This window comes from Piscinibacter sp. PDB5-1, assembly GCF_056676035.1.
This window is the reverse complement of sequence record NZ_JBWVZL010000005.1, coordinates 140,219-162,335: the sequence shown is the minus strand read 5'-3', so window position 1 is coordinate 162,335 and position 22,117 is coordinate 140,219. Positions and strand designations below refer to the sequence as shown.

Annotated in this window: 16 protein-coding genes and 1 pseudogene; 6 read left to right on the top strand and 11 right to left on the bottom strand. The window is 70.2% G+C overall.

What is annotated here, in order from left to right; translation table 11 throughout:
- Positions 1–4: 4 nt before the first annotated feature.
- Together AC1KAT_RS19625 and AC1KAT_RS19620 are read right to left on the bottom strand one after the other, a co-directional pair.
- A complete protein-coding gene (locus AC1KAT_RS19625) occupies positions 5–2,023 on the bottom strand; it encodes an acetoacetate--CoA ligase (RefSeq protein WP_480328676.1) in 2,019 nt (672 codons plus the stop codon).
- A 12-nt stretch (positions 2,024–2,035) separates the two neighbouring features.
- Positions 2,036–3,856: an ABC transporter substrate-binding protein gene (locus AC1KAT_RS19620; RefSeq protein WP_480328675.1), complete on the bottom strand. Its 1,821-nt coding sequence runs from the start codon at positions 3,854–3,856 to the stop codon at positions 2,036–2,038.
- A 114-nt stretch (positions 3,857–3,970) separates the two neighbouring features.
- Between AC1KAT_RS19620 and AC1KAT_RS19615 the strand changes: the two genes are divergently transcribed.
- Positions 3,971–4,591, top strand: coding sequence for a DsbA family protein (locus AC1KAT_RS19615; RefSeq protein WP_480328674.1), 621 nt, complete (start codon positions 3,971–3,973; stop codon positions 4,589–4,591).
- A gap of 68 nt (positions 4,592–4,659) precedes the next feature.
- Here AC1KAT_RS19615 and AC1KAT_RS19610 read toward each other — a convergent pair whose 3' ends face one another.
- Complete coding sequence (locus tag AC1KAT_RS19610) at positions 4,660–5,226, bottom strand: hypothetical protein (RefSeq protein WP_480328673.1); 567 nt, start codon at positions 5,224–5,226, stop codon at positions 4,660–4,662.
- Positions 5,227–5,485: 259 nt separating this feature from the next.
- Here AC1KAT_RS19610 and AC1KAT_RS19605 point away from each other — a divergent pair, with 259 nt between their 5' ends.
- Positions 5,486–8,323: a hybrid sensor histidine kinase/response regulator gene (locus tag AC1KAT_RS19605; RefSeq protein ID WP_480328672.1), complete on the top strand. Its 2,838-nt coding sequence runs from the start codon at positions 5,486–5,488 to the stop codon at positions 8,321–8,323.
- 16 nt (positions 8,324–8,339) lie between these two features.
- Here AC1KAT_RS19605 and waaF read toward each other — a convergent pair whose 3' ends face one another.
- The 3 genes from waaF to AC1KAT_RS19590 form a co-directional block, all read right to left on the bottom strand.
- Positions 8,340–9,305, bottom strand: a complete 966-nt coding sequence (gene waaF, locus AC1KAT_RS19600; RefSeq protein WP_480328671.1) for a lipopolysaccharide heptosyltransferase II — start codon at positions 9,303–9,305, stop codon at positions 8,340–8,342.
- 124 nt (positions 9,306–9,429) lie between these two features.
- Positions 9,430–9,645, bottom strand: coding sequence for a zinc-finger domain-containing protein (locus AC1KAT_RS19595; RefSeq protein WP_480328670.1), 216 nt, complete (start codon positions 9,643–9,645; stop codon positions 9,430–9,432).
- A 19-nt stretch (positions 9,646–9,664) separates the two neighbouring features.
- Entirely contained in the window at positions 9,665–10,588 is a 924-nt protein-coding gene (locus AC1KAT_RS19590; protein ID WP_480328669.1) for a branched-chain amino acid transaminase, read from the bottom strand.
- 631 nt (positions 10,589–11,219) lie between these two features.
- On the opposite strand from AC1KAT_RS19590, the pseudogene AC1KAT_RS19585 reads away from it, so the two are divergent.
- Positions 11,220–11,315, top strand: a pseudogene (locus tag AC1KAT_RS19585) (PEPxxWA-CTERM sorting domain-containing protein); the annotation flags it as partial.
- 51 nt (positions 11,316–11,366) lie between these two features.
- Here AC1KAT_RS19585 and AC1KAT_RS19580 read toward each other — a convergent pair.
- The 5 genes from AC1KAT_RS19580 to AC1KAT_RS19560 all read right to left on the bottom strand — a co-directional run bounded on the left by AC1KAT_RS19580 (position 11,367) and on the right by AC1KAT_RS19560 (position 16,038).
- On the bottom strand, positions 11,367–11,783 hold the full coding sequence (locus AC1KAT_RS19580; RefSeq protein WP_480328668.1) for a hypothetical protein: 417 nt from the start codon (positions 11,781–11,783) through the stop codon (positions 11,367–11,369).
- 50 nt (positions 11,784–11,833) lie between these two features.
- Entirely contained in the window at positions 11,834–13,501 is a 1,668-nt protein-coding gene (locus tag AC1KAT_RS19575) for a choice-of-anchor I family protein (protein WP_480328667.1), read from the bottom strand.
- A 108-nt stretch (positions 13,502–13,609) separates the two neighbouring features.
- Positions 13,610–13,870, bottom strand: coding sequence for a DUF6587 family protein (locus tag AC1KAT_RS19570; RefSeq protein WP_480328666.1), 261 nt, complete (start codon positions 13,868–13,870; stop codon positions 13,610–13,612).
- A gap of 33 nt (positions 13,871–13,903) precedes the next feature.
- Positions 13,904–15,778 carry a ferrous iron transporter B gene (feoB, locus tag AC1KAT_RS19565; protein ID WP_480328665.1) on the bottom strand — a complete coding sequence of 625 codons (1,875 nt, stop codon included), beginning with the start codon at positions 15,776–15,778 and terminating at the stop codon, positions 13,904–13,906.
- Positions 15,775–16,038, bottom strand: coding sequence for a FeoA family protein (locus AC1KAT_RS19560; RefSeq protein ID WP_480328664.1), 264 nt, complete (start codon positions 16,036–16,038; stop codon positions 15,775–15,777). Before AC1KAT_RS19560 ends, feoB begins: the two co-directional genes overlap by 4 nt.
- Positions 16,039–16,233: 195 nt before the next feature.
- Between AC1KAT_RS19560 and AC1KAT_RS19555 the strand changes: the two genes are divergently transcribed.
- From AC1KAT_RS19555 to AC1KAT_RS19545, 3 genes are all read left to right on the top strand, one after another.
- Positions 16,234–17,544: a hypothetical protein gene (locus AC1KAT_RS19555; RefSeq protein WP_480328663.1), complete on the top strand. Its 1,311-nt coding sequence runs from the start codon at positions 16,234–16,236 to the stop codon at positions 17,542–17,544.
- On the top strand, positions 17,541–20,480 hold the full coding sequence (locus tag AC1KAT_RS19550) for a WG repeat-containing protein (RefSeq protein WP_480328662.1): 2,940 nt from the start codon (positions 17,541–17,543) through the stop codon (positions 20,478–20,480). Before AC1KAT_RS19555 ends, AC1KAT_RS19550 begins: the two co-directional genes overlap by 4 nt.
- Positions 20,481–20,657: 177 nt before the next feature.
- Positions 20,658–21,974, top strand: a complete 1,317-nt coding sequence (locus AC1KAT_RS19545) for a WG repeat-containing protein (protein ID WP_480328661.1) — start codon at positions 20,658–20,660, stop codon at positions 21,972–21,974.
- Positions 21,975–22,117: the final 143 nt, after the last annotated feature.

The following is a 22,117-nucleotide window of genomic DNA, read 5'->3' as shown; positions in this document are numbered from 1 at the left end:
CCGGTCAGGCCGGACGCTGTGCCGCGAAGGCCGTGAACCAGGCCACCGCCTCGGCGTTGGCCATCGCGTCGAGCTTGAACACCTGCTCGGCCGGCGTGCCCAGCAGCAGCTTCTTCACGGGCAACTCCATCTTCTTGCCCGACAGCGTGCGGGGGATGGCGCTGACCTGGAAGATCTCGTTCGGCACGTGGCGCGACGACAGCGCGGCCTTGATCGCCTGGCGGATGCGCGCCGTCAGCGCGTCGTCGAGGGTCAGCCCCTCGCGCAGCACCACGAAGAGCGGCATGTAGCTCTCGCGGCCGAGCATTTCGAGGTCCACCACCAGGCTGTCGATCACCTCGGGCAGCGCCTCGACCGCGCGGTACAGCTCGGCCGTGCCCATGCGGATGCCGTGGCGGTTGATGGTCGCGTCGCTGCGCCCATGGATGACCGCCCCGCCGCGCGCCGTGATGACGACCCAGTCGCCATGCCGCCACACGCCGGGGTACATGTCGAAGTAGCTCTCGCGGTAACGCTGGTCATGGAGGTCATTCCAGAAGCGAAGCGGCATGGACGGCAGCGGGCGCGTGCACACCAGTTCGCCCAGCGCATCGACGAGCGGCTGGCCGTGTTCGTCCCAGCTCTCGACCGCCGCGCCCAGGCAGCGGCACTGCATCTCGCCTTCGGTGACGGGCAGCGTGGGCAGGCCGGCGATGAAGGCGCCGGCGAAATCGGTGCCGCCCGAGATGACGTCCATCCACACCGGCGAGCCATCGGCCTGGCGCGGCAGGTGATCGGTGACCCAGCGCTGCGCCTCGACGGCCAGCGGCGAACCCGTCGCGCCCACCGCGCGGATGCGCGAGAGGTCGGCCGAGGCCATCGGCGCGCACCCCGCCTTCAGGCAGCCGGCGAAGAAGGCCGAGCCGGCGCCGAAGAAGCTCGCGCGGGCCTGCGACGCGAAGCGCCACAGCGTGTCCCAGTCGGCCGCCCCCGCCGGGCCGCTGGGGCTGCCGTCGTACAGGCACACGGTGGTGCCGTTCAGCAGGCCGCCGACCTGGCAGTTCCACATGATCCAGCCGGTGGCGCTGTACCAGTGGAAGCGGTCGCCAGTCTCGGCGCTCGGGCCGAGGTCGAGGTGGAAGCGCGTGAGCTTCAGCGCCTCGATCACCACGCCGCCATGTCCGTGCACGATGGGTTTGGGCAGGCCGGTGGTGCCGCTGCTGTAGACGATCCACAGCGGGTGGTCGAAAGGCACGGGCACGGGGTGCAACGGCACGTCGTCGGCGAGGAGGGCCTCGAAGTCGTGCCACGTGGGGGGCGATGAGGCCCCGGCCAACGCGCCCTCGCCCCCGCCGCCCCACAGCACCACATCGGTCAGCGACGGCAGCTTCGCCACCACCTCGCGCAGCACGTCGATGCGCGCGTGCGCCACCCCGCCGTGGCGGTACCCGGCGCAGGCGATCAGCACCTTGGGCTCGATCTGCGCGAAGCGGTCGAGCACCGCCATCGGCCCCATGTCGGGCGAGCAGACCGACCAGATCGCACCCAGGCTGGCCACGGCGAGAAAGGCCACCACCGTCTCGGGCCGGTTCGGCAAGAAGGCGCCCACGCGGTCGCCGCGCTGCACGCCCATGGCCGCCAGCTGCGCGGCCAGCGAGGCGACCTGGCGTTGCAGCTCGGGCCAGCTCAGTTCACGCAGCTCGCCTTGCGCGTGCAAGGCCTCATCTTGAAAGACGAGGGCCGGGTGGCCGGCCGCGTGCGCCGCCTCGGCGTGGCGAAACACCTGCTGCACGTAGTTGAGCGTGGCGCCGGGAAACCACCGCGCCCCGGGCATGCGGCCATCGGCCAGCACGGTGTCGTACGGGGTGGGGGACGCGATCTCGAAGTAGTCCCACAGCGAGCCCCAGAAGGCGTCGAGGTCGCCCACCGACCAGCGCCACAGCGCGTCGTAGCCGGCGGTCGTGTGCGCGTCGAAGCGCAGGCCCCGGGTCGTTTCGAGCCAGCGCAGGTAGCGGTCGATCTGGGCTTCGCGCGTCGTGCTCATGGGCACCTCGGGTCAGCGCGGGCGCCGGCTTTCGTCGATGTCGATGTACTGCCAGTGGGTCTGCCAGAACAGCGGCCGCTTGAAGCCCAGCACCCAGGGGTGGGTCATGTCGGTAATGATGGTGTGCACGTGGTACTTGTAGGGCGCATAGGCCACGGCGATGCGCTTGGCTTCGTCGAACAGGGCCAGGCGCTCGGGTCCGTCGGGCAGGGTCTGCATGCGCTCGTAGATCTCGTCGAAGCGCTTGTGCTTGAAGCGCGCCAGGTTGCCGCCGCCGGCCTCGGGGCCGTACAGGCGGCCCAGCGCGCCCTGGCCGTCGGGCGCGGCGGCCGAGCTGCCCAGCGCCCACATCATCAGCTTGCCGGCGCGCGCAGCCTTCAACTGCTCGGGCCAGGTGGCGAGCGAAAAGCGCGAGCGCAGGCGCAACGCGTCCATGTTGCGCTTGAACAGCTCGTTGAATTGGCGCGACAGCGGGTCGGTCTGCGAAGCCAGCACCAGTTCGAGCGGCTGGCCGTTGGGCTGGTCGCGCCAGCCGTCGCCGTTTTTGTCGGTGTAGCCGAAGAGGTCGAGCAACGCCTGCGCGCGGCCCACGTCGTAGCTGCCGTTCTCGGACTTGAACGCGGGGTCGTAGCCCGTGGTGCCGGGCACGATCGGCGACTGCGCCGGGATGGCCTGCCCGCGCCGCACCAGGCGGATCTCGCGCTCGATGTCGGTGCCCAGGTTGATGGCGCGGCGCAGCGCGACCTTCTCGGGCGTGTAGCCGCCGACCAGCGGATCGTCCATGTTGAAGTAGGTCATCGTGACGACCGAGGCCGCCGTGCGGTGCCCCTCGATGCCCTGCTTGGCGAGGTTGGGCGCGACCTGCCCCTTCGGCATGGCGAGGTTGATGAACTCGGGCGGCACGCGCTCGATGAGGTCCGACTGACCGTTGAGGAACGACAGCCAGCGCGGCTGCGACTCGTTGATGATCGACACCTCGACGCGGTCGATCATCGGCAGCCGCCGGCCCTTGAAGCGCGCGAGCAGGGCCTGGGCCTGCATGTCGTCAGCGGCGGGCTCGCCGTCGTACAGCACCTCGCGGTAGCTGGGGTTCTTCTCCAGCACGATCAGCGAGCTGCGGCGCCACTGCTTCAGCACGAAGGGGCCGGTGCCCACCGGGTGGGCGCTGATCTGGTCGCCGTAAGCCTGCACGACCTCGCGCGCCACGGCGCCGAAGGTGCCCGAGGCCAGCCCTTCGATGAAACGCGGCCGCGGCTGCGCCATCTTGAACTGCACCGTGTAGCGGTCGAGTGCGCGCACGCCGTCGATGGGGGTGTCGTAGTCGAAGGGCTTCTTCTGCTTCAGCGCCTTGGCACGCAGCTCGTTCAGCCCCGCGTACGCCTCTTGTTCGAGTCCGGGCCAGGCCGGGCTCTTGAGCGCCGGATCGGCAAAGCGCTTGAGGGCGAAGACGTAGTCCTCGGCGACGAGTTCGCGCTTCTTGCCCCGGAAGGCCGGGTCGTCGGCGAAGTGGATGCCGGGGCGCAGCTTCACCGTCCACACGCGAAAGTCGGCGCTGTGCTCGGGCATGCCGGCCGCCGTGAGCGGCTTGATCTTGGCCGGCCGCGCGAGGTGGTCGTACTGGTACAGCGGCTCGAAGATGTGCGCGTTGATGATGGCCGAGTAGAGGTCGCTCACCTGGGCCGGGTCGAAGCCGGTCTCGGCCGCGTTGAAGGCGTAGCGCAGCACCTTCGGTGTGGCTGTCGGCGCCGGGGCCTCGGCGGGCGCCGCCACCACGCCGCCGCCCAGCGCCAGGACCACCGCGCCCAGCCAGACTTGCCATTGCCACTTGATCATCGACGCGCGTCTCCTTGGGTGGCGCAAAGTCTACGCGCGGGGCTTCAGCGCTTTCGCGGCAGGTTCATCACGCACTGGCTAGACTGCCCCCCTTCGTCGTGCCAGGGAGCCGCCATGAGCGTGGAGATCGACTACTACTTCACCCCCCAGTCGCCGTGGACCTACCTCGGCCACCAGCGCTTCTGGGACATCGCACGCGCCGCCGGGGCCCGCATCAACGTGCTGCCGGTCGATCTGGGCGGCAAGGTGTTCCCGAGTTCCGGCGGATTGCCGCTCAACAAACGCGCGCCGCAGCGCCAGGCCTACCGGCTGCTGGAGATGAAGCGCTTCAGCGAGCACCTGGGCCTGCCAATCAAGTTGCAGCCCAAGTACTTTCCGGTGGCCAGCAACGACGACGCGGCGCAACTCATCATCGCCATCGACATGAAAGACGGCACCGAGGCCGCGATGGCCTTTGCCGGCGCCCTGATGAAGGCCGTGTGGGTGGACGACCTCAACATCTCGGACGCCGAGGTGCTGCGCGGCCTGCTGAAGTCACAGGGCCTGCCCGAGGCACGCCTCGACGACGCCCACACGCAGGCGGTCCACGAGCGCTACGAAGCCGACTCCGAACGCGCCATCGCCTCGGGCGTGTTCGGCGCGCCGAGCTACGTGATCGACGGCGAGATCTTCTGGGGCCAGGACCGGCTCGATTTCGTCGAGCGTCGCCTGCAGCGCGCCGCGGCCGCCGGCTGAGCCCGGCCGCGACCCACAAAGAAAGGGCCCCGAGGGGCCCTTTCTTCAGCGCACGCGACGCAGCGGCGTCACATCTTGGCCGGCGCCTTCGCCTGCTTCACACAGGCGTCCTTGGCGTCGCCCGCCAGGGTGTCGCACTTCTCGACGTTGGTCTTCGCGTCGGCCTTGGCCTTGTCATGCGAGGCCTTGTTGACCGCCTGGGTGGACTCGCGTTCGGCCTTGGCATCGGCCTTCACCTTGGCCAGCACGGCCTTGGCTTCCTTCACGCAGACGTCCTTCTCGTTGCCGCCCTTGTCGTCGCAGCGTTCCTTGGCGAGTTCGTACTCGGCCTCGGCGATGTCAGTGCGCGCGTCGTAGCGGGCCTTGGGCGTGTTCTTGTAGCTGGCCTCGGCGGTCGACTCGGCCTTCTTGCGCTCGACCTTGGCTTCGGCCTGGCAGATGTCCTTGGCATTGCCGGCCAGCGTGTCGCACTGCTTCTTGGCGGCCTCGTAGGTGGCCTTGGCCGAGTCCTTCGCAGACTCGTAGGCCGCCTTGTTGCCGTCGGCAGCCTGCACACCGGCGGCCATCACGAAGGCGCCACAAACGGCGATCAAGGCGCGAGTGATCGCGGCGGGTTGGAAGCGTTGGTTCGTCATGGTCTTTTCTCCTCAGAGTGAACGGAACCCGAACCCCAGCCGTGCGGCCAGGGCCTTGTTCGGGACGCTGGCAAGACTACGTACACCCCCGCGCCGGGTATGCCGGACAAGCCGGCCAGAAGCTGTCGGACGGACCCTACAGTGGGCGTCGTCCCGGTGTTGTTGTTGCACCAGCGACCGGGGTGCCTTCGCGTTTTCACCGCACCGGCATGACATGTTCGTGTTTCACAATCGGCCGGTTCCCCCACTCCGCGCTCTCATGCAGCCAGCAGCCCCGTCGCCCACCGATGAATCCCGCCGCTGGCTGATCCCGCACCCGCTGGGACTGCACGAAGACACCGACCCCTCTCACCTCGAAGCCCTGCGCGACCTCGCCGCGAGCGCCGCCCAGGCCTGCGACTGCCCCGGCGCGCGAGTCAGCCTGTGCGAAGCCCAGCAGAGCCGGGTGCTGGCCAGCCATGGCCACGCCGCCCTGGCGCTCGACACCGCCGCCTTTTGCATCCAAGCGCTGCGCCATGCGGCCACGCATGAGCAGACCTTCGAGGTGTCCGATGCAGCCGACGACCCGCGCTTCGCCCAGACCCCGGCGGTACGGGGGCCGCGTGGGCTGCGCTTCTATGCCGCCGCACCGCTGATGCTCGACGGCCAACCCGTGGGCACGCTGGCCGTCATCGACCACGAGCCCCGCGCGCTGCATGCGCAGCACCACGAGGTGCTGCTGCGCCTGGCCCGCGTGGCCAGCGGCGTACTGCGCGAGCGCCAACGGCTGCGTGTGGTCCACGCCGAACGCGAACGCCTGCTGGACCTGGCCCGCTCGTCGGGCGACTGGATGTGGGAGACCGATGCCGCGCTGCGCTACACCTGGGTGTCGGGCCGCTTCGAATCCATCACCGGCTTCGAGGCGACCCAGGTGCGCGGCCAACCCATCGCCGACGCGCCGTTGCTCGACGAACTGGGCCACCCGCTCAAGAGCGGCGAGACGCTGCACACACTGCTGCACCGCCACCAGCCCATCGCCCGCATCGTCACGGCCGAGACCACCCCGCACGGCGTGCTGCAGATCTCGCGCAGCGCCGTGCCGGTGTTCGACGCCAAAGGCGGCTTCGCCGGCTACCGAGGCACCGCGCGCGACGTGTCGCTGCACATGGCCGCCGAGCGCGAGACCCATGCGCAGGTCGAACTGCTGCGCAAGCTGTCGGCTCAGGTGCCGGGCTGCATCTTCCAGCTGCGGCTGATGCCCGACTTCACCGCGCGCTACCTCTACGCGAGCGATGCGGCGCGCGAGCTGTACGACGCCGAGCCGCCGCGCGACGGCGACGGGGGCGACGCGCAAGCCGCCTGCCGCGTGCTGCACCCCGATGAAGAAGAAAGCTTTCTGCGCAGCCTGCACGAGGCCGGCCGGCGCCTGCAGCCCTGGTACCGGGAGTACCGGGTGATCCGCCACGGTGCGGTGCGGTGGCACGAGGTGCGCGCCGTGCCCGAGCCTCACCCCGAGGGCGGCACGCTGTGGCACGGCTTCACCGCCGACGTGACCCAGCGCAAAGAGATCGAGATCGCCCTGCGCCGCAGCGAAGAGCGCTGGAGCCTCGCGGCCGAAGCCGCCGGCATCGGCATTGCCCACATCGCGTGGCCGGGCGGCGTGCTGAGCTTCGACGCCCGCGCCTGCGCTGCGCACGGCCTGGCGCACCCGCACGGCGCGCTCACAGTGCCCGACTGGCTGCGCCTGATGCCCGGCCCCGACCGCGAGCGCGTCGACGCGACCTTGCAGCATGCCGTGGCCACCGGCAGTTCGTTCGACCTGCGCTACCGCGTGCAGCGCGAGGACGGCAGCCTGCCCACGCTCGAAATCTCGGCCCGCTGCACCTTCGACGCCCAGCGCCAGGCCACCGGCATCGTCGGCACCTGCCGTGACGTGACCCAGCAGGTTGCTCTCGAACAGCTGCGTGCCGAGAAAGAAGCGGCCGAACGCGCCAACCGCGCCAAGAGCGAATTCCTCTCGCGCGTGAGCCACGAGCTGCGCACGCCGCTCAACGGCATCCTCGGCTTCGCGCAGCTGATGGCGCTCGACCGCGACCAGCCGCTGGGCGCCGAACAGTCGATGCGGCTCGACAACGTGCTGCGCGCCGGGCGCCACCTGCTCGACCTCATCAACGACGTGCTCAACCTCGCGCGCATCGAGCATCAAGACTTCACGCTCAAGCGCGTGCCGGTCGATCTGGCGGCCGCCGTCGACGCGGTGGTCGGTCTGCTGCAGCCACAGGCGCTGGCCACCGGCGTGCGGCTGATCGCCCCGGTGCTGGCGCCGACTTGGGCCGAGGCCGACGCCCGGGCGGTCGAGCAGGTGCTGCTGAACCTGCTGTCGAACGCCATCAAGTACAACCGCCCGCACGGCGCCGTGCGCATCTCGGTGGGCCAGGGCGCGGGGCGGGTCTCGGTGTCGATCAAGGACGAAGGCGAGGGCTTCACGCCCGAGCAGCAGTCTCTGCTGTTCCAGCCCTTCCACCGGTTCGGCGCCGAGAAGCGCCGCGTCGAAGGCAGCGGCCTGGGCCTCGTGATCGCGCGCGAACTGGCGATGGCCATGCACGGTGAGCTGCAAGTCTGCAGCCAGGCCGGTGCGGGTTCGACCTTCACGCTGTGCCTGCCGCCCGGCCCCCCGGGGGCGCCCCTCGTGGCAGCGGGGGCCTCGGCCAACACGCCGCCGGTCAGCACCAGCCCTCCTCCCGCGGCGCAGCGCGAGGTGCTCTACATCGAAGACGAGCCGCTCAACGTGCTGCTGATGCAAGAGGTCTTCAAGGCGCGCCCGCAGTGGCGCCTGCGTGTGGCGGTCAACGGCCGCGAAGGTCTGGCGATGGCGCGCGAGCGCCCGCACGACCTGTTGCTGATCGACATGAACCTGCCCGACATGAACGGCCTGCAGCTGATCCGCGAGTTGCGCGCCGACGCCGGGCTGGCGCGCCAGCGCTGCGTGGCCCTGTCGGCCGACGCGATGCAGTCGCAGATCGACGCCGCGCTCGCCGCCGGCTACGACGGCTACTGGACCAAGCCGATCCACATCGGCCGCATCCTCGAAGGCCTCGGGCAGGTGCTGCCGCAGTAGCGGCGGGCGGGCCGGCTCAGGCCGACGCGACGCTTGCCTGCAGCGCGTTCAGCACGCGCGCCGGCGCGACCTCGGTCAGGCAGCGGTAGTGCCCGTAGCGGCACGTGCGCTCGAAGCAGGGCATGCAGTCGAGCTTCAACTCGTCTTTCAGCCACAGCACCTGCGCGCGCGGGTTCTGCGGCGGCGTGTGCTCGGGGCTGGTCGAGCCGAACACCGCGACCTGCGGCAGCCCGAAGGCCGCCGCCACGTGCATCAGCCCCGAGTCGTTGCTGACCACGCCGCGCGAACCGGCGATCAGCGCCATCGCGTCGAGCAGACTCGTCTTGCCGGCCAGCACGCGGCAGGCGCCCGGCGCGGCCGCTGCGATCTCGTCGCACAGCGCAGCCTCTTTGCCCGAGCCGAGCAAGACCACCGGCAGCCCGTGCGCCGCGTGCAGCGCGCGCGCGAGTTCGGCGTAGTGGCTCGCGGGCCAGCACTTGGCCGGGCCGTATTCGGCCCCGGGGGCGAACACCCAGTAGCCGGCAGCGACGAGACCCACCTTGGCGCAGGCCGCCTGCACGGTGGCCGCATCGAAGCTCAGTTTCGGGCGGTCTTGCGGGGCGTGCAGGTCGCTCACCCCGCCGGCCAGCGCGCGGTAGAAGGCCACCATCGGCGGACGCCCCTCGGGGCTCTTCAGGCGCTCGTTGAGCAGCAGGAAGCGGCCTTCGCCGTGGTAGCCCACGCGGCGCGGGATGCGCGCCAGAAACGGGATCAACGCCGATTTGATGGAGTTCGGCAGCACGTAGGCCGCATCGAAGCGGCCACGCAGCGCGCGTGCGGCCTGCTTGCGCGCCGCCCAGTCGAGGCGGCCGTGCGCGAACGGCCATTCGATCACCTCGCGCACCTGCGGCATCGCGCGGTACACCGGCGCCACCCAGGGCAGCGCCGCCACCGCGAGCTGTTCGCCGCGCGCGGCCAGCGCCGCCAGCAGCGGCTCGGACATCACCGCGTCGCCGATCCATTGCGGCGCAATGATGAGGGCCCCTCGGCCGACGGGTACGTCGGCCGATCCCCCGAGGCGATTCGGGCCGGCTTGGGAGCGGCCCGGCGCTCGGCCCGACGTGGCCTCAGTGCCCGCCACGCACCACTTCGCCGGCCTTCAGCGCATAGACCGTGCCGCAGTACGGGCACTTGCCTTCGCCGGTGGCCGCCACGTCGATGAAGACCCGCGGGTGGTTGCTCCACAGCGGCATCTTCGGGTTGGGGCAGTGCACGACGCCGGGGCCTTGCAGCTCCTTGGCCAGCACTTCGACGGTGGACCCGGTGGACTTGGCTTCGCTCATGGCTGCGTCCTCGCTCGAATCAGACCTTGGTCAGCCACTCGGCGTACTTCGGGTTGCGACCGTTCACGATGTCGAAGAAGGCCGACTGGATCTTCTCGGTGATCGGGCCGCGCGAGCCCTGGCCGAGCTCGATGCGGTCGAGTTCGCGGATCGGCGTCACTTCGGCGGCCGTGCCGGTGAAGAAGGCCTCGTCGCAGATGTAGACCTCGTCGCGCGTGATGCGCTTTTCCTTCAGCTCCAGGCCGAGATCCTTGCAGATCGCGAAGATGGTGTTGCGGGTGATGCCGTTCAGCGCACCGGCCGACAGGTCGGGCGTGTAGACCACACCGTTCTTGATCACAAAGATGTTCTCGCCCGCGCCTTCGCTCACGAAACCGGCCGCGTCGAGCAGCAGCGCCTCGTCGTAGCCGTCGTCGGTGGCTTCCATGTTGGCGAGGATGGAGTTGCTGTAGTTGCTCACCGCCTTGGCCTGCGTCATCGTGATGTTGACGTGGTGGCGCGTGTAGCTGCTGGTCTTGACGCGGATGCCGCGCTTCAGGCCCTCTTCGCCGAGGTAGGCGCCCCAGGCCCAGGCCGCGACCATCAGGTGGATCTTGTTTCCCTTGGGGCTGACGCCGAGCTTGGTGTCGCCGATCCAGGTCAGCGGGCGCAGGTAGCAGCTCTCGAGCTTGTTCTCACGCACCACGGCGCGTTGCGCTTCCATCACCTCGTCGAACGAGAAGGGGATCTTCATGCGCAAAATCTTCGCGCTGTTGAAGAGCCGCTCGGTGTGCTCGCGCAGGCGGAAGATCGCCGTGCCGTTGACCGTGTTGTAGGCCCGAACGCCCTCGAAGGCCCCGCAGCCGTAGTGCAGGGTGTGGGTGAGCACATGGATCTTGGCGTCGCGCCAATCGACCAGTTGGCCGTCCATCCAGATTTTTCCGTCGCGATCGGCCATCGACATGGCAAGTTCCTCAGTGTGTTCGGGAGAAAGGTCCGGATTCTACGAGCGCGGGGGTGGCACCCCCTCGGTTCCAGGGGGGGCGAGCACTGTCGCTGTCCGAGGGGAATCCCTATAGTCACCGGGCGTTACCCGTTCCGCGCTCCACAGGAACGGCTCCCTCTCGAGGTGTCCCATGCTGAAGCCCCTGCGCGCTCTTGCCACCGCCACCGCGTTGGTCCTTGCTTCCGCTGCGTCGTTCGCGCTGACGGTTGACAACATCACCTACACGCTGCGTGATTCTTTGGTGTCGTCCAGCGGCTCGACCGAGACGCACAGCCTGACGCTCGACATCGCCAACAACTCGACCGACGGCCGCACCGCTGTCACGTCGTTCGCGTTCAACATGCCGACCGGTTTCGTGTCGGCCACGCTGCCGGGCTGGGTCACCCACTCCGGCGGTCTGAACTCCAACGGTTGCAACGGCCGCGGCAACTTCTTCTGCTTCTCGGGCTATGCAGCCGCGGCGCCGACGATGTCGTTCACCTTCAGCCTGACGGCAGCGGCCGGTGCCTTCGCCAACTACGCCCCCGACTTCAAGATCGACTGGATCGGCAGCCGTCGCAATTACGACCTTGTGTCGCAGATCCTGCCGGTGACCGCGGTGCCCGAACCCGAAACCTACGCGCTGATGCTGGCCGGCCTCGGCCTGATCGGTGCCGTGGCCCGGCGCCGTCGCCAGCAAGCCTGAACGGCCCGTTCTTTTTTTGCCTGCGATGACGCCCGCGCCAGCGGGCGTTTTTCATGGTGCATCCACCGACCCAGGGGCAGGGGACGACACCGCATCGCCGGGCCGCTGCAGTGCCCACGCGCTGAGCTTGCCGCCGACGAAGGTGAGGGCGAGCGACGCGCCGTAACCGTCTTTCCAGCTCCACACCTCGGGCGATTCGGACCGCTTCTCGCCCAGGCTGCGCGTCAGCGTCATCACCTGCACCATCGTCATGCCGGGGCGCAGCTTCGCGTTCAGCATCACGGCGCTGCCGATGTGGCCGATGGGCCGGTGGCTGGCGTTGCGCATCACGCGCATCACGCGGTTGAAATGCAGCAGCAGCCAGAAGACGATGAGCGTGCCGGCCAGGGCCAGGCCGTTGAGGCCGTAGCTCTGCCAGCCGACGAAGAGCGCGGCAATGGCCAGCGCCCAGGCGATGAATGCGTTCATGCGCGCGATGGTAGGCGGCGTGGCCGCCCGGCCCCCGCGCGTGTCCCGCGTCAGTACGTCGGCACGATTTCGTAGATGGCGGTCGTGCCGCTGGTTTCGTGCCCCACCACCAGCAGCGGCCTGCCGTTCGGCGATTGCGCCGCCGGGATGAACGTCAGCCCTTCGGGGCCGCGGTCGCCGTTGGCACCGTCGCGGCTGTTGAGGTAGGTCACGTAGCTCGGTGCCGAGGGCGTCGTGACGTCGTAGACCATCACGCCGCCGACGCGCTCCAGGCCGATGAAGGCGAAGGTCTTCGCGCCCAGGCGGCCCAGCACCACGCCTTCGGGCTCGGGGCCCTTGCTCGCGCTGCGGCCGTCGGCGGTGTTGTTGTCGTTGCTGGCGTTGAAGGCGGCGTTGCCGAGCGCCGTGGTGCGCTGCTCGAACTGGTCGCCCGAGTCGTAGACACGCGCGCCGTCGGCCGTCCAGATCGAGAACGAGCGCCCGCCGAATGCGTACAACGCCGTGCACTGACCTGCCGCGTTCTTGCCGTCGCTGCCGCCGTTGGGGCTGCTGGTGATGCGCAGGCGGCCGAGGTTCGAGTCGAGGATCAGGTTGGCCGGGTCGGCGAACACCGCCGGGTCGAGCCCGTTGCTGCAGTGGGCGCGCACGCGGGTCTCTTCGTTGAAGCCGGGCCAGTCGGCGCGGGCATCGCCCTCGTTGGCAGTGACGAGGTAGGTGCTGCCGCCGATGCGGTAGCTGGCGATGGCGTCGGGCAGGTACAGGCCGCGCACCGGCTGCGGCGTGATGCGGATGACCGGCGTGCCGCTGTTGGTGTTGCTGCCACCGTCTTCGTCGCTGGCGTCGAGGCCGAAGCCGGCGAGGCTGTGGTCCTTGGTGCCGAGTGCGCGGATCGCGGTGACCGTCGCGCTGGCCACATCGACGGTGGCGATGGCGTTGTTCTCCTGCAGCGTGACGTAGGCGGTGCGGCCGTCGTCGCTGACGGTGACGTACTCGGGCTCGATGTCCTGCGCGGCGCTGGCGTTGGGGCCGAAGAGGCGCACGCCCTGGTTGCGCAACGCGGCCTCTTGGCCGTTGAAGGCGCGGAAGTCGGCGGTCTGCACAGTCGGTGTGCCGCCGCGGTTGACGGTGATGATGCTGATGGAGCCTTCCGGGTCCACCGAATCGACGAAGCCGTAGCTGTTGGGCTCGCCTTCGTTGGCGACGATCAGCTTCAGCCCGTCGGGCGTGAAGCTCAGCATGTCGGGCAGGGCGCCCACAGTCACCTGGCCGAGCAGGGCCAGCGTGTTGGCGTCGAAGAAGGCGACGCGGCCGGGGCTCGTCTTCGGGTTGGCTTCGATGGCCAGCGCGACCAGGCCGTTGTGCGTGGCCACGCTGTTGACACCTCCGAGGCCGGCGCCCACGGTGGCGACGTTGATCGTGCTGATGAGCGTGGGCGTGCCTGGGGTCGCGAGGTTGAGCACGTCCACCGTGCCGTTGGCACCGTTGACCACGAAAAGCCGGCGCGAGGACGCGTCGTAGGCCGTGATCTCGGCCGCACCGGCGGCGCCACCGTTGTAGCCGCCGATCTTCTGCAGCGTCAGCGTGGTGGGCGTGCGTTCGGTGCTGACGGGTTCGTCATCGCCTCCGCCACAGGCAGCCAGCACGGCCACGGCCAGGGCGGCGCCAGCCCACAGGGCGCGGCGCGGCGTGCGAGAAATGAAGGACGAGGCAGACGGCATCACGGGGCTCCAGAACATCCAGGCGAAAACCCGGCAGTCTGGAAGCCGCCGATGAAAGCGGCGTGACGGAACGGTGACTGGCGCGTGTCAGCCGCCGACGGCCTGCGTTCAGCGGGGACGCCGCGGGTGCAGGTGCACGGGCTGCCCGCCCCCCGCGCGCGGTGTGGGCACTGCGCTCTTGCAGCCCTTGCAGCCGCCGCACCCGGCCTCGGTGTCGGCCGCACGGCGCAGGGCGCGTGCGATGACACCGGGCCAGGGGGCTGCCGCGAGGCGCAAGGCCACCGAGCGCCGCCACGTCGGGGGCAGCAGCGCCCACACCGCGTACAACGTACAGAACAACACGACCACGCCGACCAGAACGTCTTGCATCGCAGGCTCCAGGCTGGGCGTGACAGGCCAGGCTCAGGCGCTGAGCCAGAGCGTCACGCGGTAGGTGACGAAGGCGGCCACGTAGGCCAGGCCGAACAGGTAGGCCGCCATCAACAGCGGGTAGCGCCACGAGTTGGTCTCGCGCTTGACCACCGCGAGCGTGGCCAGGCACTGCGGCGCGAACACAAACCACGCGATCAGCGCGTAGGCGGTGGCGAGCGACCAGGTCTGCGCGACCACCGTGGTCAGCGCCTCGCCGACCTGGTCTTCGCTGCCCGAGAGCGCGTACACCGTGCCGAGTGCGCCCACGGCCACTTCGCGCGCCGCCATGCCGGGCACCAGCGCAATCGAGATCTGCCAGTTGAAACCGATGGGCTCGAACACCGTCTGCAGCGCGCGGCCCAGCTGGCCGGCGAAGCTGTATTCGATGGCCGATCCGGTGGCGCCGGCCGGGGCCTCGGGGTAGCTGGCCAGGAACCACAGCAGCACGGTCAGCGCGAAGATGATCGTGCCCACGCGGCGCAGGAAGATGCGCGCCCGCTCCCACAGGCCGAGAGCGAGGTTGCGCAGGCTGGGCCAGCGGTAGGGCGGCAGCTCCAGCATCAGCGGCTGGTAGCTGGATTTGCTCCACACACGTTTCATCACCCAGGCCACGGCCATCGCCGACAGCACGCCGGCAACGTACAGGCCGAAGAGCGTCAGCCCCTGCAGGTTGAACACGCCGACCGCGCGCCCCGGCACGAAGGCGGCGATCAGCAGCGCATACACCGGCAGCCGCGCCGAGCAGGTCATCAGCGGCGCGATCATGATGGTCGCCAAGCGGTCGCGCCAGTTGGGAATGGTGCGCGCCGCCATGATCCCGGGGATGGCGCAGGCGAAGCTGGAGAGCAGCGGAATGAACGCCCGCCCCGACAGCCCGACCTTGCCCATCACCGTGTCGAGCAGGAAGGCCGCCCGCGGCAGGTAGCCCGAGTCTTCGAGCACCAGGATGAAGAAGAACAGGATCAGGATCTGCGGCAGGAACACCAGCACGCCGCCCGCTCCCGCCACCACGCCATCGACCAGCAGGCTGCGCAGCGGGCCCTCGGCCATGCGGGCGTTGACCTGCTCGCCGAGCCAGCCGACGCTGGCCTCGATGGCGTCCATCGGCACGCTGGCCCAGGCGAACACGGCCTGGAAGATCAGGAACAGCAGCGTCGCCAGCAGCGCGAGGCCCCACACCGGGTGCATCACCACCGAGTCGATGCGGTGGTTGAAGCGCTTGAACTGCATGGCCCCGGGCGCCGCCAGCGCGAGGATGCGCCGCACCTCTTTCTGCGCCTCGGCGGCCGACAGCGGCTCGCTCGATGCGACCGGCGTCGGCCACTGGGCCTGGCGTTCGAGCTGCGCCACCAGCGCCGCGTGGCCCTGGCCTTGCACGGCCACGGTCTCGACCACCGGCAGGCCGAGTTCGGCCGAGAGCCGGGCCACGTCGATCGCGAGGCCGCGCTTGCGGGCCACGTCGGCCATGTTGAGCGACAGCACCATCGGCCGGCCGAGGCGCTTGAGTTCGAGCACCAGGCGCAGGTTCATCGGCAGGTTGGTCGCATCGACCACCGCCACCAGCGCGTCGGGCACCGGCTCGTCGGCGCGCTGGCCCATCACGACCGCGCGCGTGACCTCTTCGTCGGGCGTGCTGGGCGTCAGGCTGTAGGTGCCGGGCAGGTCGATCACCGAGACCTGCCGGCCATCTTTCAAGTGCGCCGTGCCGACCTTGCGCTCGACCGTCACGCCGGCGTAGTTGGCGACCTTCTGGCGCGCCCCGGTGAGCAGGTTGAACAAGGCGGTCTTGCCGCAGTTCGGGTTGCCGACCAGCGCAACACGCAGCGGCGCGGCGGCATGCGCGGTGTCCATGGGGATCGCGCTCATGCCGCGGCCCCGGCCAGCACCACCTCGACGCACTGCGCCTCGACGCGCCGCAGCGCGAACAGCGTCTCGCCGATCTGCACGGCGATGGGCTCGCGTCCGCCCGGGCCGCGCCGCAGCACCTGCACCGGCTCGCCCGGCAGAAAGCCCAGTTCGCCCAGGCGGCGCAGCATCTGCGCGTCGGCGTCGGGGCCGACGGCACACACGGCCTGCACGGTGCCCTGGGCACCGGCAGGAAGGTCACTGAGGCGGGAAGCGGTCATGGCGTTCGGCGAGACAGGCGGGCGAGCGACAGCGCGCGCACGCGATGCCAAGCGAGAGTCAATGAGAATGATAATAACTCTTATTTGTAAAGCAACCGCGCCTCGCCGACCCGGCCGACCGCACCCTCTGAGGGGTGAGGCTCGCGATTCCCCTCTGAGCCGCACCTACACTGCGCGCCCTCTGGAGGGAGTCCCATGACAACGACAAGCAAGACCGGCGGCGCGCGCGCGCTCGCCTTGGCCCTGGCGCTGGGCACGGTGGCTGCGGCCCGCGCCCATGAAGCCGATTGGCTTTACTTCCCGATGTACGAGCGCGACACGGCCCACGCCGTCGATCTGCGGGCGCTCAAGTTCCGCCCCGACGGGCTGCTGGCCGCCGGCTCACGTTACCCGCGCCACTCGTACGACGCGTGGACGAAAGAGCAGAACGAGCGCGGCTGGTACGAACACGAATCGCGGGTGATCGACTGCGAGACCGGCCTCTGGGTCTCGACCGGCGAGGCGCTGCTCGACCAGGACGGCACCGTCATCGCCTCTCGCCAGACCCCCGCCGCCGAGCGCCGCAAGTGGCTGCTCGAACGGCTGCGCAGCGAGACCAAGTGGCCCAGCAACAGCGAGGTCTTCATGAGCTGCGCGGCGGCCTCGAAGCCCGGCTTTCTGGCCCAGCGCCAGCGCGCCGCGAAACAAGCCGTGCCGCTGATCAGCTACGAGCCCGTCACCGAGCAGTTCATGGGCGACAGCACCGCGCTCGTCGCCGCGGGCAAGCAGGTGTTCGACCTCAGCGCGTACGCGAAGCGCGCGCCGGCGAATCCCACCGCCTTGTTCGACGACCTGGCGCGGCAGTACGGCGCGTGGCGCCGCACGCTGGACGGGGCCTACCGCGCGCCCGCCAAGCAAAACGCCGCGTGGCTCGCACGGGTGCAGAAGGCCGCCAATGCGCGCTTCGAGGCCACGGGCGGACTGCCTGGCACGGTGCGCGTGCTGGGCGGCAGTGCGATCGAGTTTCAGATCGATGCCGAACTCGGCTGGGGCGCCGAAGCCCCGCCTCAAGCACCGACGGCGCGCCGCGCCACCGACATCGTGCGGACCGACTGCGAAAGCGGCATCACCGTGCCGATTTCGCGTGTGTGGCGCGACGACCAGAACAAGCCCCTGTGGACGCAGCCGTTTTCGACGCAGGCCGCGCTGGAGCGCACGGCCGCCGCGCGTCGCGCCAACGAGGGTGACGCACTGCCGGTGTGGCCGCTGGGCACCGGCCCGGTCGATGGCGACGTGAGCTTCGGGATGTGCCGCCTGGTGGCGAGCGCCGCGCTGCACGGCACGACCGCCCCCGCGAGCGAACCCACCCACGAAGACGCGGGCTACGGCGGCTTCGGCGCGCTCGGCTTCACCGACCCGACCCTCGCCGCCCACGCCACACCCGAAGCCATGCTGCTGGCCGTGCGTGCCGCCGCCCGCGCCCAGCGCGCCCGTTTCAACTACGCCCACGTGAGCGCCCGTCCATGAACCTGCGTGTCTCTTCTTTCAAGCCGTGGCTGGCGGCGCTGTCGCTCGCCGGCCTGGCGATGGCCCCGGCGCACGCCGACCGCGTGTGCCCGCTGCCGGGCGACAGCCGCTCGGCCATCCAGGAGCTGTGTTCGTTCCATGACGGCCTGGCGCGTGTGCGCATCGGCCACCAGTGGGGCTTCGTCAACCTGCAAGGGCAAGTCGCCATCGCGCCGCAGTTCGAGGCGGTCGAGAACTTCAGCGACGGTCTCGCGCGCATCGAGAAAGACAAGCGATACGGCTTCATCGACAAGACCGGCCGCGTGGTGATCGAGCCCCGGCTCGAACATGCCGAAGCCTTCGCCTCGGGCCTGGCGCTGGCGTGGCAGGACGACAAGCGCGGCTTCATCGACAAGACCGGGCGCTGGGTGGTGCCGCCGGTGCACGAAGACGCGCGCTCGTTCAAGGGCCCGACCGGCGCGGTGCGTGGCGCCGACGGCGTGTGGTCGCTGATCGACACGCGCGGCCAGGTCGTCAAGCGCCTGCCGGTGGACATCGCCCTGGGCTACCAGCACCAGGTCGATGGGCCCTGGCGCGTCGAACGCAAGCCCGCGCCGCACCTGCGCCACCTCGATGGCCGCATCACGCCGCTGCGCGACGGGGTGCAGGCCCTGCACTTGGCCGAAGGGCTGATGCCGGCCAGCCAACTGGCGAGGCGCGGTGATGCCCGCGTGTGGCTCTACGGCCTGCAAGACCAGCAGGGGCGCTGGGTGCTGCCGCCGACCTTCCGCGAGCTGAGCGCCGTGCAGAACGGGCTCGTCGTGGCCAAGCCTGACGTGCCCACCGCCGGGCACGAGGTACCCGACCTGCACGGCCTCGTCAACCTGCGCGGCGAGTGGGTCGTGCCGGCGCGCTACAAGCGCATCGAACGCAAGGCCTCGGTCTACGAAGCCTGGCGCAGCGACCAGGGGGTCGATGTGTACGGCCGCCAGGGGCAGCGGCTGCTCGAAGTGGCCTGCGACGACTGGCGGCCGCACCACGCCGGTGGGTCGAACCACCCGCGATGGGTGCTGGTGAGCGGCTGTGGCAAGAGCTGGCTGGTGCTCGACGGCGAGCGCACCGTGCCCGTGGGGTGGTCGGGCCGCGGCGTCGAGTTGACGTCCACCGCCGACCACGCCCTGCTGCAAACCAAGGCCGACGAGCAGGCCGACCCACCGCGTCCGGCGGCCTTCCAGCTGCTCGACACCAAGGGCCGCGTGGTGCTGGCCAGCGACGACGCCCGCGTGGCTGGCCGCTTCGACGAGGCATACCTGGTCGAGGGCCGGGGTGCGCTGGCGCGCCAGACGCCACACCTGCTGCCGCTGGCCGTGCTGACGAAAGACTACGAGTCCATCGGCATCGTCACGCGCGACCTGAAGGTGATGAGCGACCCGGCCTGGACCTTCCACGGCGACTCGCTCGACTTCCGCTACGGCTACAGCGACGACAAGTCCTTCGAAGGCCCCCTGCCGATGGCCACCAAAGACGGTTGGGGCGCCATCGACGGCCAGGGCCGCTGGGTGGTCCAGCCAAGCTACCGGCGCCTGGGCCTCTTCCAAAACGGACTGAGCCTGGCCGTCACGACGCGCAAGACCCGCTTGCTCGACCGCGAAGGCCGCCAGCACGCGCTGCCCGACGACGCCGACCACTTCAGCGTCGTCGCACCCTTCGTCGTGCTCGGACGCGACGACGACACCGACGCCCCTGTGCACTTTGACGTGCGCAGCGGCAAGGTCACCCGCTGGACGCTGCCCAAGGGCGTGCGCACCGGCGCCATGGGCGGCATGCTGCTCGCAGCGTGGCACGACGAGCGCTGGGGTCTGCTCGACGCACGCGGCGAGTGGGTCGTCGCACCCACGTACGACGACGAGCCCAAGCCGGTGTTCGACGCCGACGACCGGCGGCACCTCGGTTGGGTGACCGGGCGCCGGGTCCAGACGGCGACCGGCACCGACACGCTGCACGGCTGGCTCTCGCCCGAGGGCCGCGAGCTGGTGCGTCCGATCTACGACAGCCTGCGCTACGCCCCTTACAGCGGGCTCCTCGAAGTGCGCCGCTGGCCCGAAGGCTCGGGCGTGATCGCCCCCGACGGCCGCGTCGTCATCGCGGCAGTGCACGAGCGCCTCGATGCGCGCGACGACGGCTGGTACGAAGCGCACCCGCAGGCGCAGCACGGCTTGCTCGATGCGCGCGGCGAATGGCTGATGGAGCCCCAGTACGGCGAACTGGGCGACCTCGAAACCCACCCGTACGCGCTGCGCTGGCGCGACGGCCAGCACGAAGCAGTGGACCGGCGGGGCCGCGTCTCCAGCGCATCGCAGCCCCTGAGCCTGCCCGACGACCCCGCCGAGGCCTGGTTCGCCGAAGAAACGGGGCCGTACGACGCGCGCCGCACGGTCTTCCGCGGCTTCGACTTCAAGGTGCGGGTACAGGTACCCGGCACGCTGGTCACGCATGACGGCCGGTTCTCGGAAGGGGTGGTCGCCTTCCAACCGGCGGAAAGAACCGAGCGGTCGCAGGTGGGCCTGATCGACACGCGTGGCCAGGTGCTGGGCCCGTACCCGTATGCGTCCATCGGTGCCATGTCCAACGGCCTGGCCGCCGTGACCGCGCTCGAACCTGCGCCGGCCGGCACCCGGGCACGGCGGATTCCCGGCCGCGAGGACGAGAACCTCGTCGCTCGCCTGGGCTTCATCGACCGCCAGGGCAAGCTCGCCATCGCGCCGCGCTTCGAGGCCGCGCAGGCGTTCTCGGAAGGCCGCGCCGTGGTGCTGACCCGCGGCAACCTCGGCCTGATCGACACGCAAGGCCGCCTTGTGCTGCACAGCGCCTGGATGTGCGGGCGCGACCCGGTGCTGCTCGACGGCAAGGCGCAGATCGTCTGGCCCGAGGCCGCGCGCCACAAGCGAAAGTGCTGAAGCCGGCCGGCGGCTGAGCGGGGCAGCGCCGACCCGACGGCACATGCCCCTATCCCGGCAAGGTCGGGGAGTCACCGAGCCGCGGGCGGGTTCACGCGCCCTAAACTGCGCGCCCACCGTGGGGCCCGGCGCCCCACGCCGCTGTGGGGTTTGCTCGCTTTTCGGGACATGCGCACGATGACCATCCGTTCACTGACCGCCGGCCTGCTGGGCCTCGCCGTGCTGGGCCTCGCCCCTTTCGCCCAAGCCACCGAAGAAGCCGGTTGCACCCTGCCCGGCGCCACCGCACCGACCGCCGTGCAGGCGCTGTGCACCTTCCGCGAAGGCATGGCGCGGGTGCGCATCGGCGGTGTGTGGGGTTTGATCGACGCCGAAGGCCGCTTGGCGGTCAAGCCGCAGTTCGACGACCTCGACGACTTCAGCGAAGGCCTCGCGCTGGCCCGCCGCGGCCGCGAGTGGGGCTTCATCGACAACAAAGGGCAGTGGGTGATCCCGCCGCAGTTCGCGCTGGCCGGGCCGTTCTCGTTCAAGCGCGCACGCATCACGGTCGATGGCAAGGCGGGCTACATCGACGAGACCGGCAAGGTCGTCATCGCGCCGAGCTTTGCCGAGGGCGGGCCTTTCCGCGCCGGGGTCGCGCTGGTGCGAGAGATCGACGGCGCGCAAGCCGTCATCGACGACAGCGGCAAGGTGCTGAAGCGCTTCGGGCGCGACGTGCGCGTGCTGCCGCCCAACGACTTCGGTCTCTTCGTCGGCGAGCAGGGCGCGCTGCGCGGGCTGATCCGCCCCGACGGCGAATGGGCCATCGCCCCCACCGCCGAGCCGCTGCCCGGCGACAAGGGCAAGCCCTACATCGTGCTGGGCGAGGGCGCGAACCGCCGCGCGATCGACATCCGCGGGCGCGTCTCGACGCCTGAGAAGCCGATCGGCCTGATGGAAGACTGGCCCAACTGGTGGTGGCCGCGCATCGAAAACGCCGGCACGCCGCAGCAGGTCAACGTCTTCCAGAGCTTCGACTTCAAGGACCGCGTGCGCGTGCCCGGGCGCGTGCTGCCGAACCAGACCTTCATGGACGGCGTGCTCGTCGTCGAGCCGATGACGCCCGTGCCCGGCAAGCCCTTCGGCCTGTACAACCACCAGGGCAAGCTGCTGGGCATGTACCCCTACGACCTGATCCGGCCGATGAAAGAAGGCTTTGCCGTGGTCGGCCGCAAAACGCCGGCGCCCAAGGGCGGCGAACCGCAATGGCGCTACGGCGCGCTCGACATGGACGGCCGCCTGACCGTGCCGGTGCGCTTCGAGGCCATGGGCGACTTCGCCGAAGAACGCGCCGTGGTGCGCAGCGGCGGCCAGTACGGCCTGACCGACATCCAGGGCAAGCTGCTCGCACACAGCGCCTTCACCTGCGACGGCGACGCGGTGCTGCTCGACGCGAAGAAGCGCGTGGTGTGGCCCGACGGCGCGCGCAAGAAGAAGCTCTGCCCGGCGAAGTGATTCGCCGGCGCGATGCGCCAACCCGCCGCGCACGGCGGGCCTGACCCCAGCGGGGCGCCCACGGGCGCCCCGCGTCGCTTCCGCGTGTCACGGCCAAGGTTTGATCTGGCGCACAACCCGCACAAAAACCATTAATGAGAATC

What these genes read in the sequence shown, in the direction of transcription:
- AC1KAT_RS19625 (WP_480328676.1), bottom strand. Translation starts at nt 2,023, where the DNA reads ATGAGCACGACGCGCGAAGCCCAGATCGACCGCTACCTGCGCTGGCTC.
- AC1KAT_RS19620 (WP_480328675.1), bottom strand. Translation starts at nt 3,856, where the DNA reads ATGATCAAGTGGCAATGGCAAGTCTGGCTGGGCGCGGTGGTCCTGGCG.
- AC1KAT_RS19615 (WP_480328674.1), top strand. Translation starts at nt 3,971, where the DNA reads ATGAGCGTGGAGATCGACTACTACTTCACCCCCCAGTCGCCGTGGACC.
- AC1KAT_RS19610 (WP_480328673.1), bottom strand. Translation starts at nt 5,226, where the DNA reads ATGACGAACCAACGCTTCCAACCCGCCGCGATCACTCGCGCCTTGATC.
- AC1KAT_RS19605 (WP_480328672.1), top strand. Translation starts at nt 5,486, where the DNA reads ATGCAGCCAGCAGCCCCGTCGCCCACCGATGAATCCCGCCGCTGGCTG.
- waaF (WP_480328671.1), bottom strand. Translation starts at nt 9,305, where the DNA reads ATGTCCGAGCCGCTGCTGGCGGCGCTGGCCGCGCGCGGCGAACAGCTC.
- AC1KAT_RS19595 (WP_480328670.1), bottom strand. Translation starts at nt 9,645, where the DNA reads ATGAGCGAAGCCAAGTCCACCGGGTCCACCGTCGAAGTGCTGGCCAAG.
- AC1KAT_RS19590 (WP_480328669.1), bottom strand. Translation starts at nt 10,588, where the DNA reads ATGTCGATGGCCGATCGCGACGGAAAAATCTGGATGGACGGCCAACTG.
- AC1KAT_RS19580 (WP_480328668.1), bottom strand. Translation starts at nt 11,783, where the DNA reads ATGAACGCATTCATCGCCTGGGCGCTGGCCATTGCCGCGCTCTTCGTC.
- AC1KAT_RS19575 (WP_480328667.1), bottom strand. Translation starts at nt 13,501, where the DNA reads ATGCCGTCTGCCTCGTCCTTCATTTCTCGCACGCCGCGCCGCGCCCTG.
- AC1KAT_RS19570 (WP_480328666.1), bottom strand. Translation starts at nt 13,870, where the DNA reads ATGCAAGACGTTCTGGTCGGCGTGGTCGTGTTGTTCTGTACGTTGTAC.
- feoB (WP_480328665.1), bottom strand. Translation starts at nt 15,778, where the DNA reads ATGAGCGCGATCCCCATGGACACCGCGCATGCCGCCGCGCCGCTGCGT.
- AC1KAT_RS19560 (WP_480328664.1), bottom strand. Translation starts at nt 16,038, where the DNA reads ATGACCGCTTCCCGCCTCAGTGACCTTCCTGCCGGTGCCCAGGGCACC.
- AC1KAT_RS19555 (WP_480328663.1), top strand. Translation starts at nt 16,234, where the DNA reads ATGACAACGACAAGCAAGACCGGCGGCGCGCGCGCGCTCGCCTTGGCC.
- AC1KAT_RS19550 (WP_480328662.1), top strand. Translation starts at nt 17,541, where the DNA reads ATGAACCTGCGTGTCTCTTCTTTCAAGCCGTGGCTGGCGGCGCTGTCG.
- AC1KAT_RS19545 (WP_480328661.1), top strand. Translation starts at nt 20,658, where the DNA reads ATGACCATCCGTTCACTGACCGCCGGCCTGCTGGGCCTCGCCGTGCTG.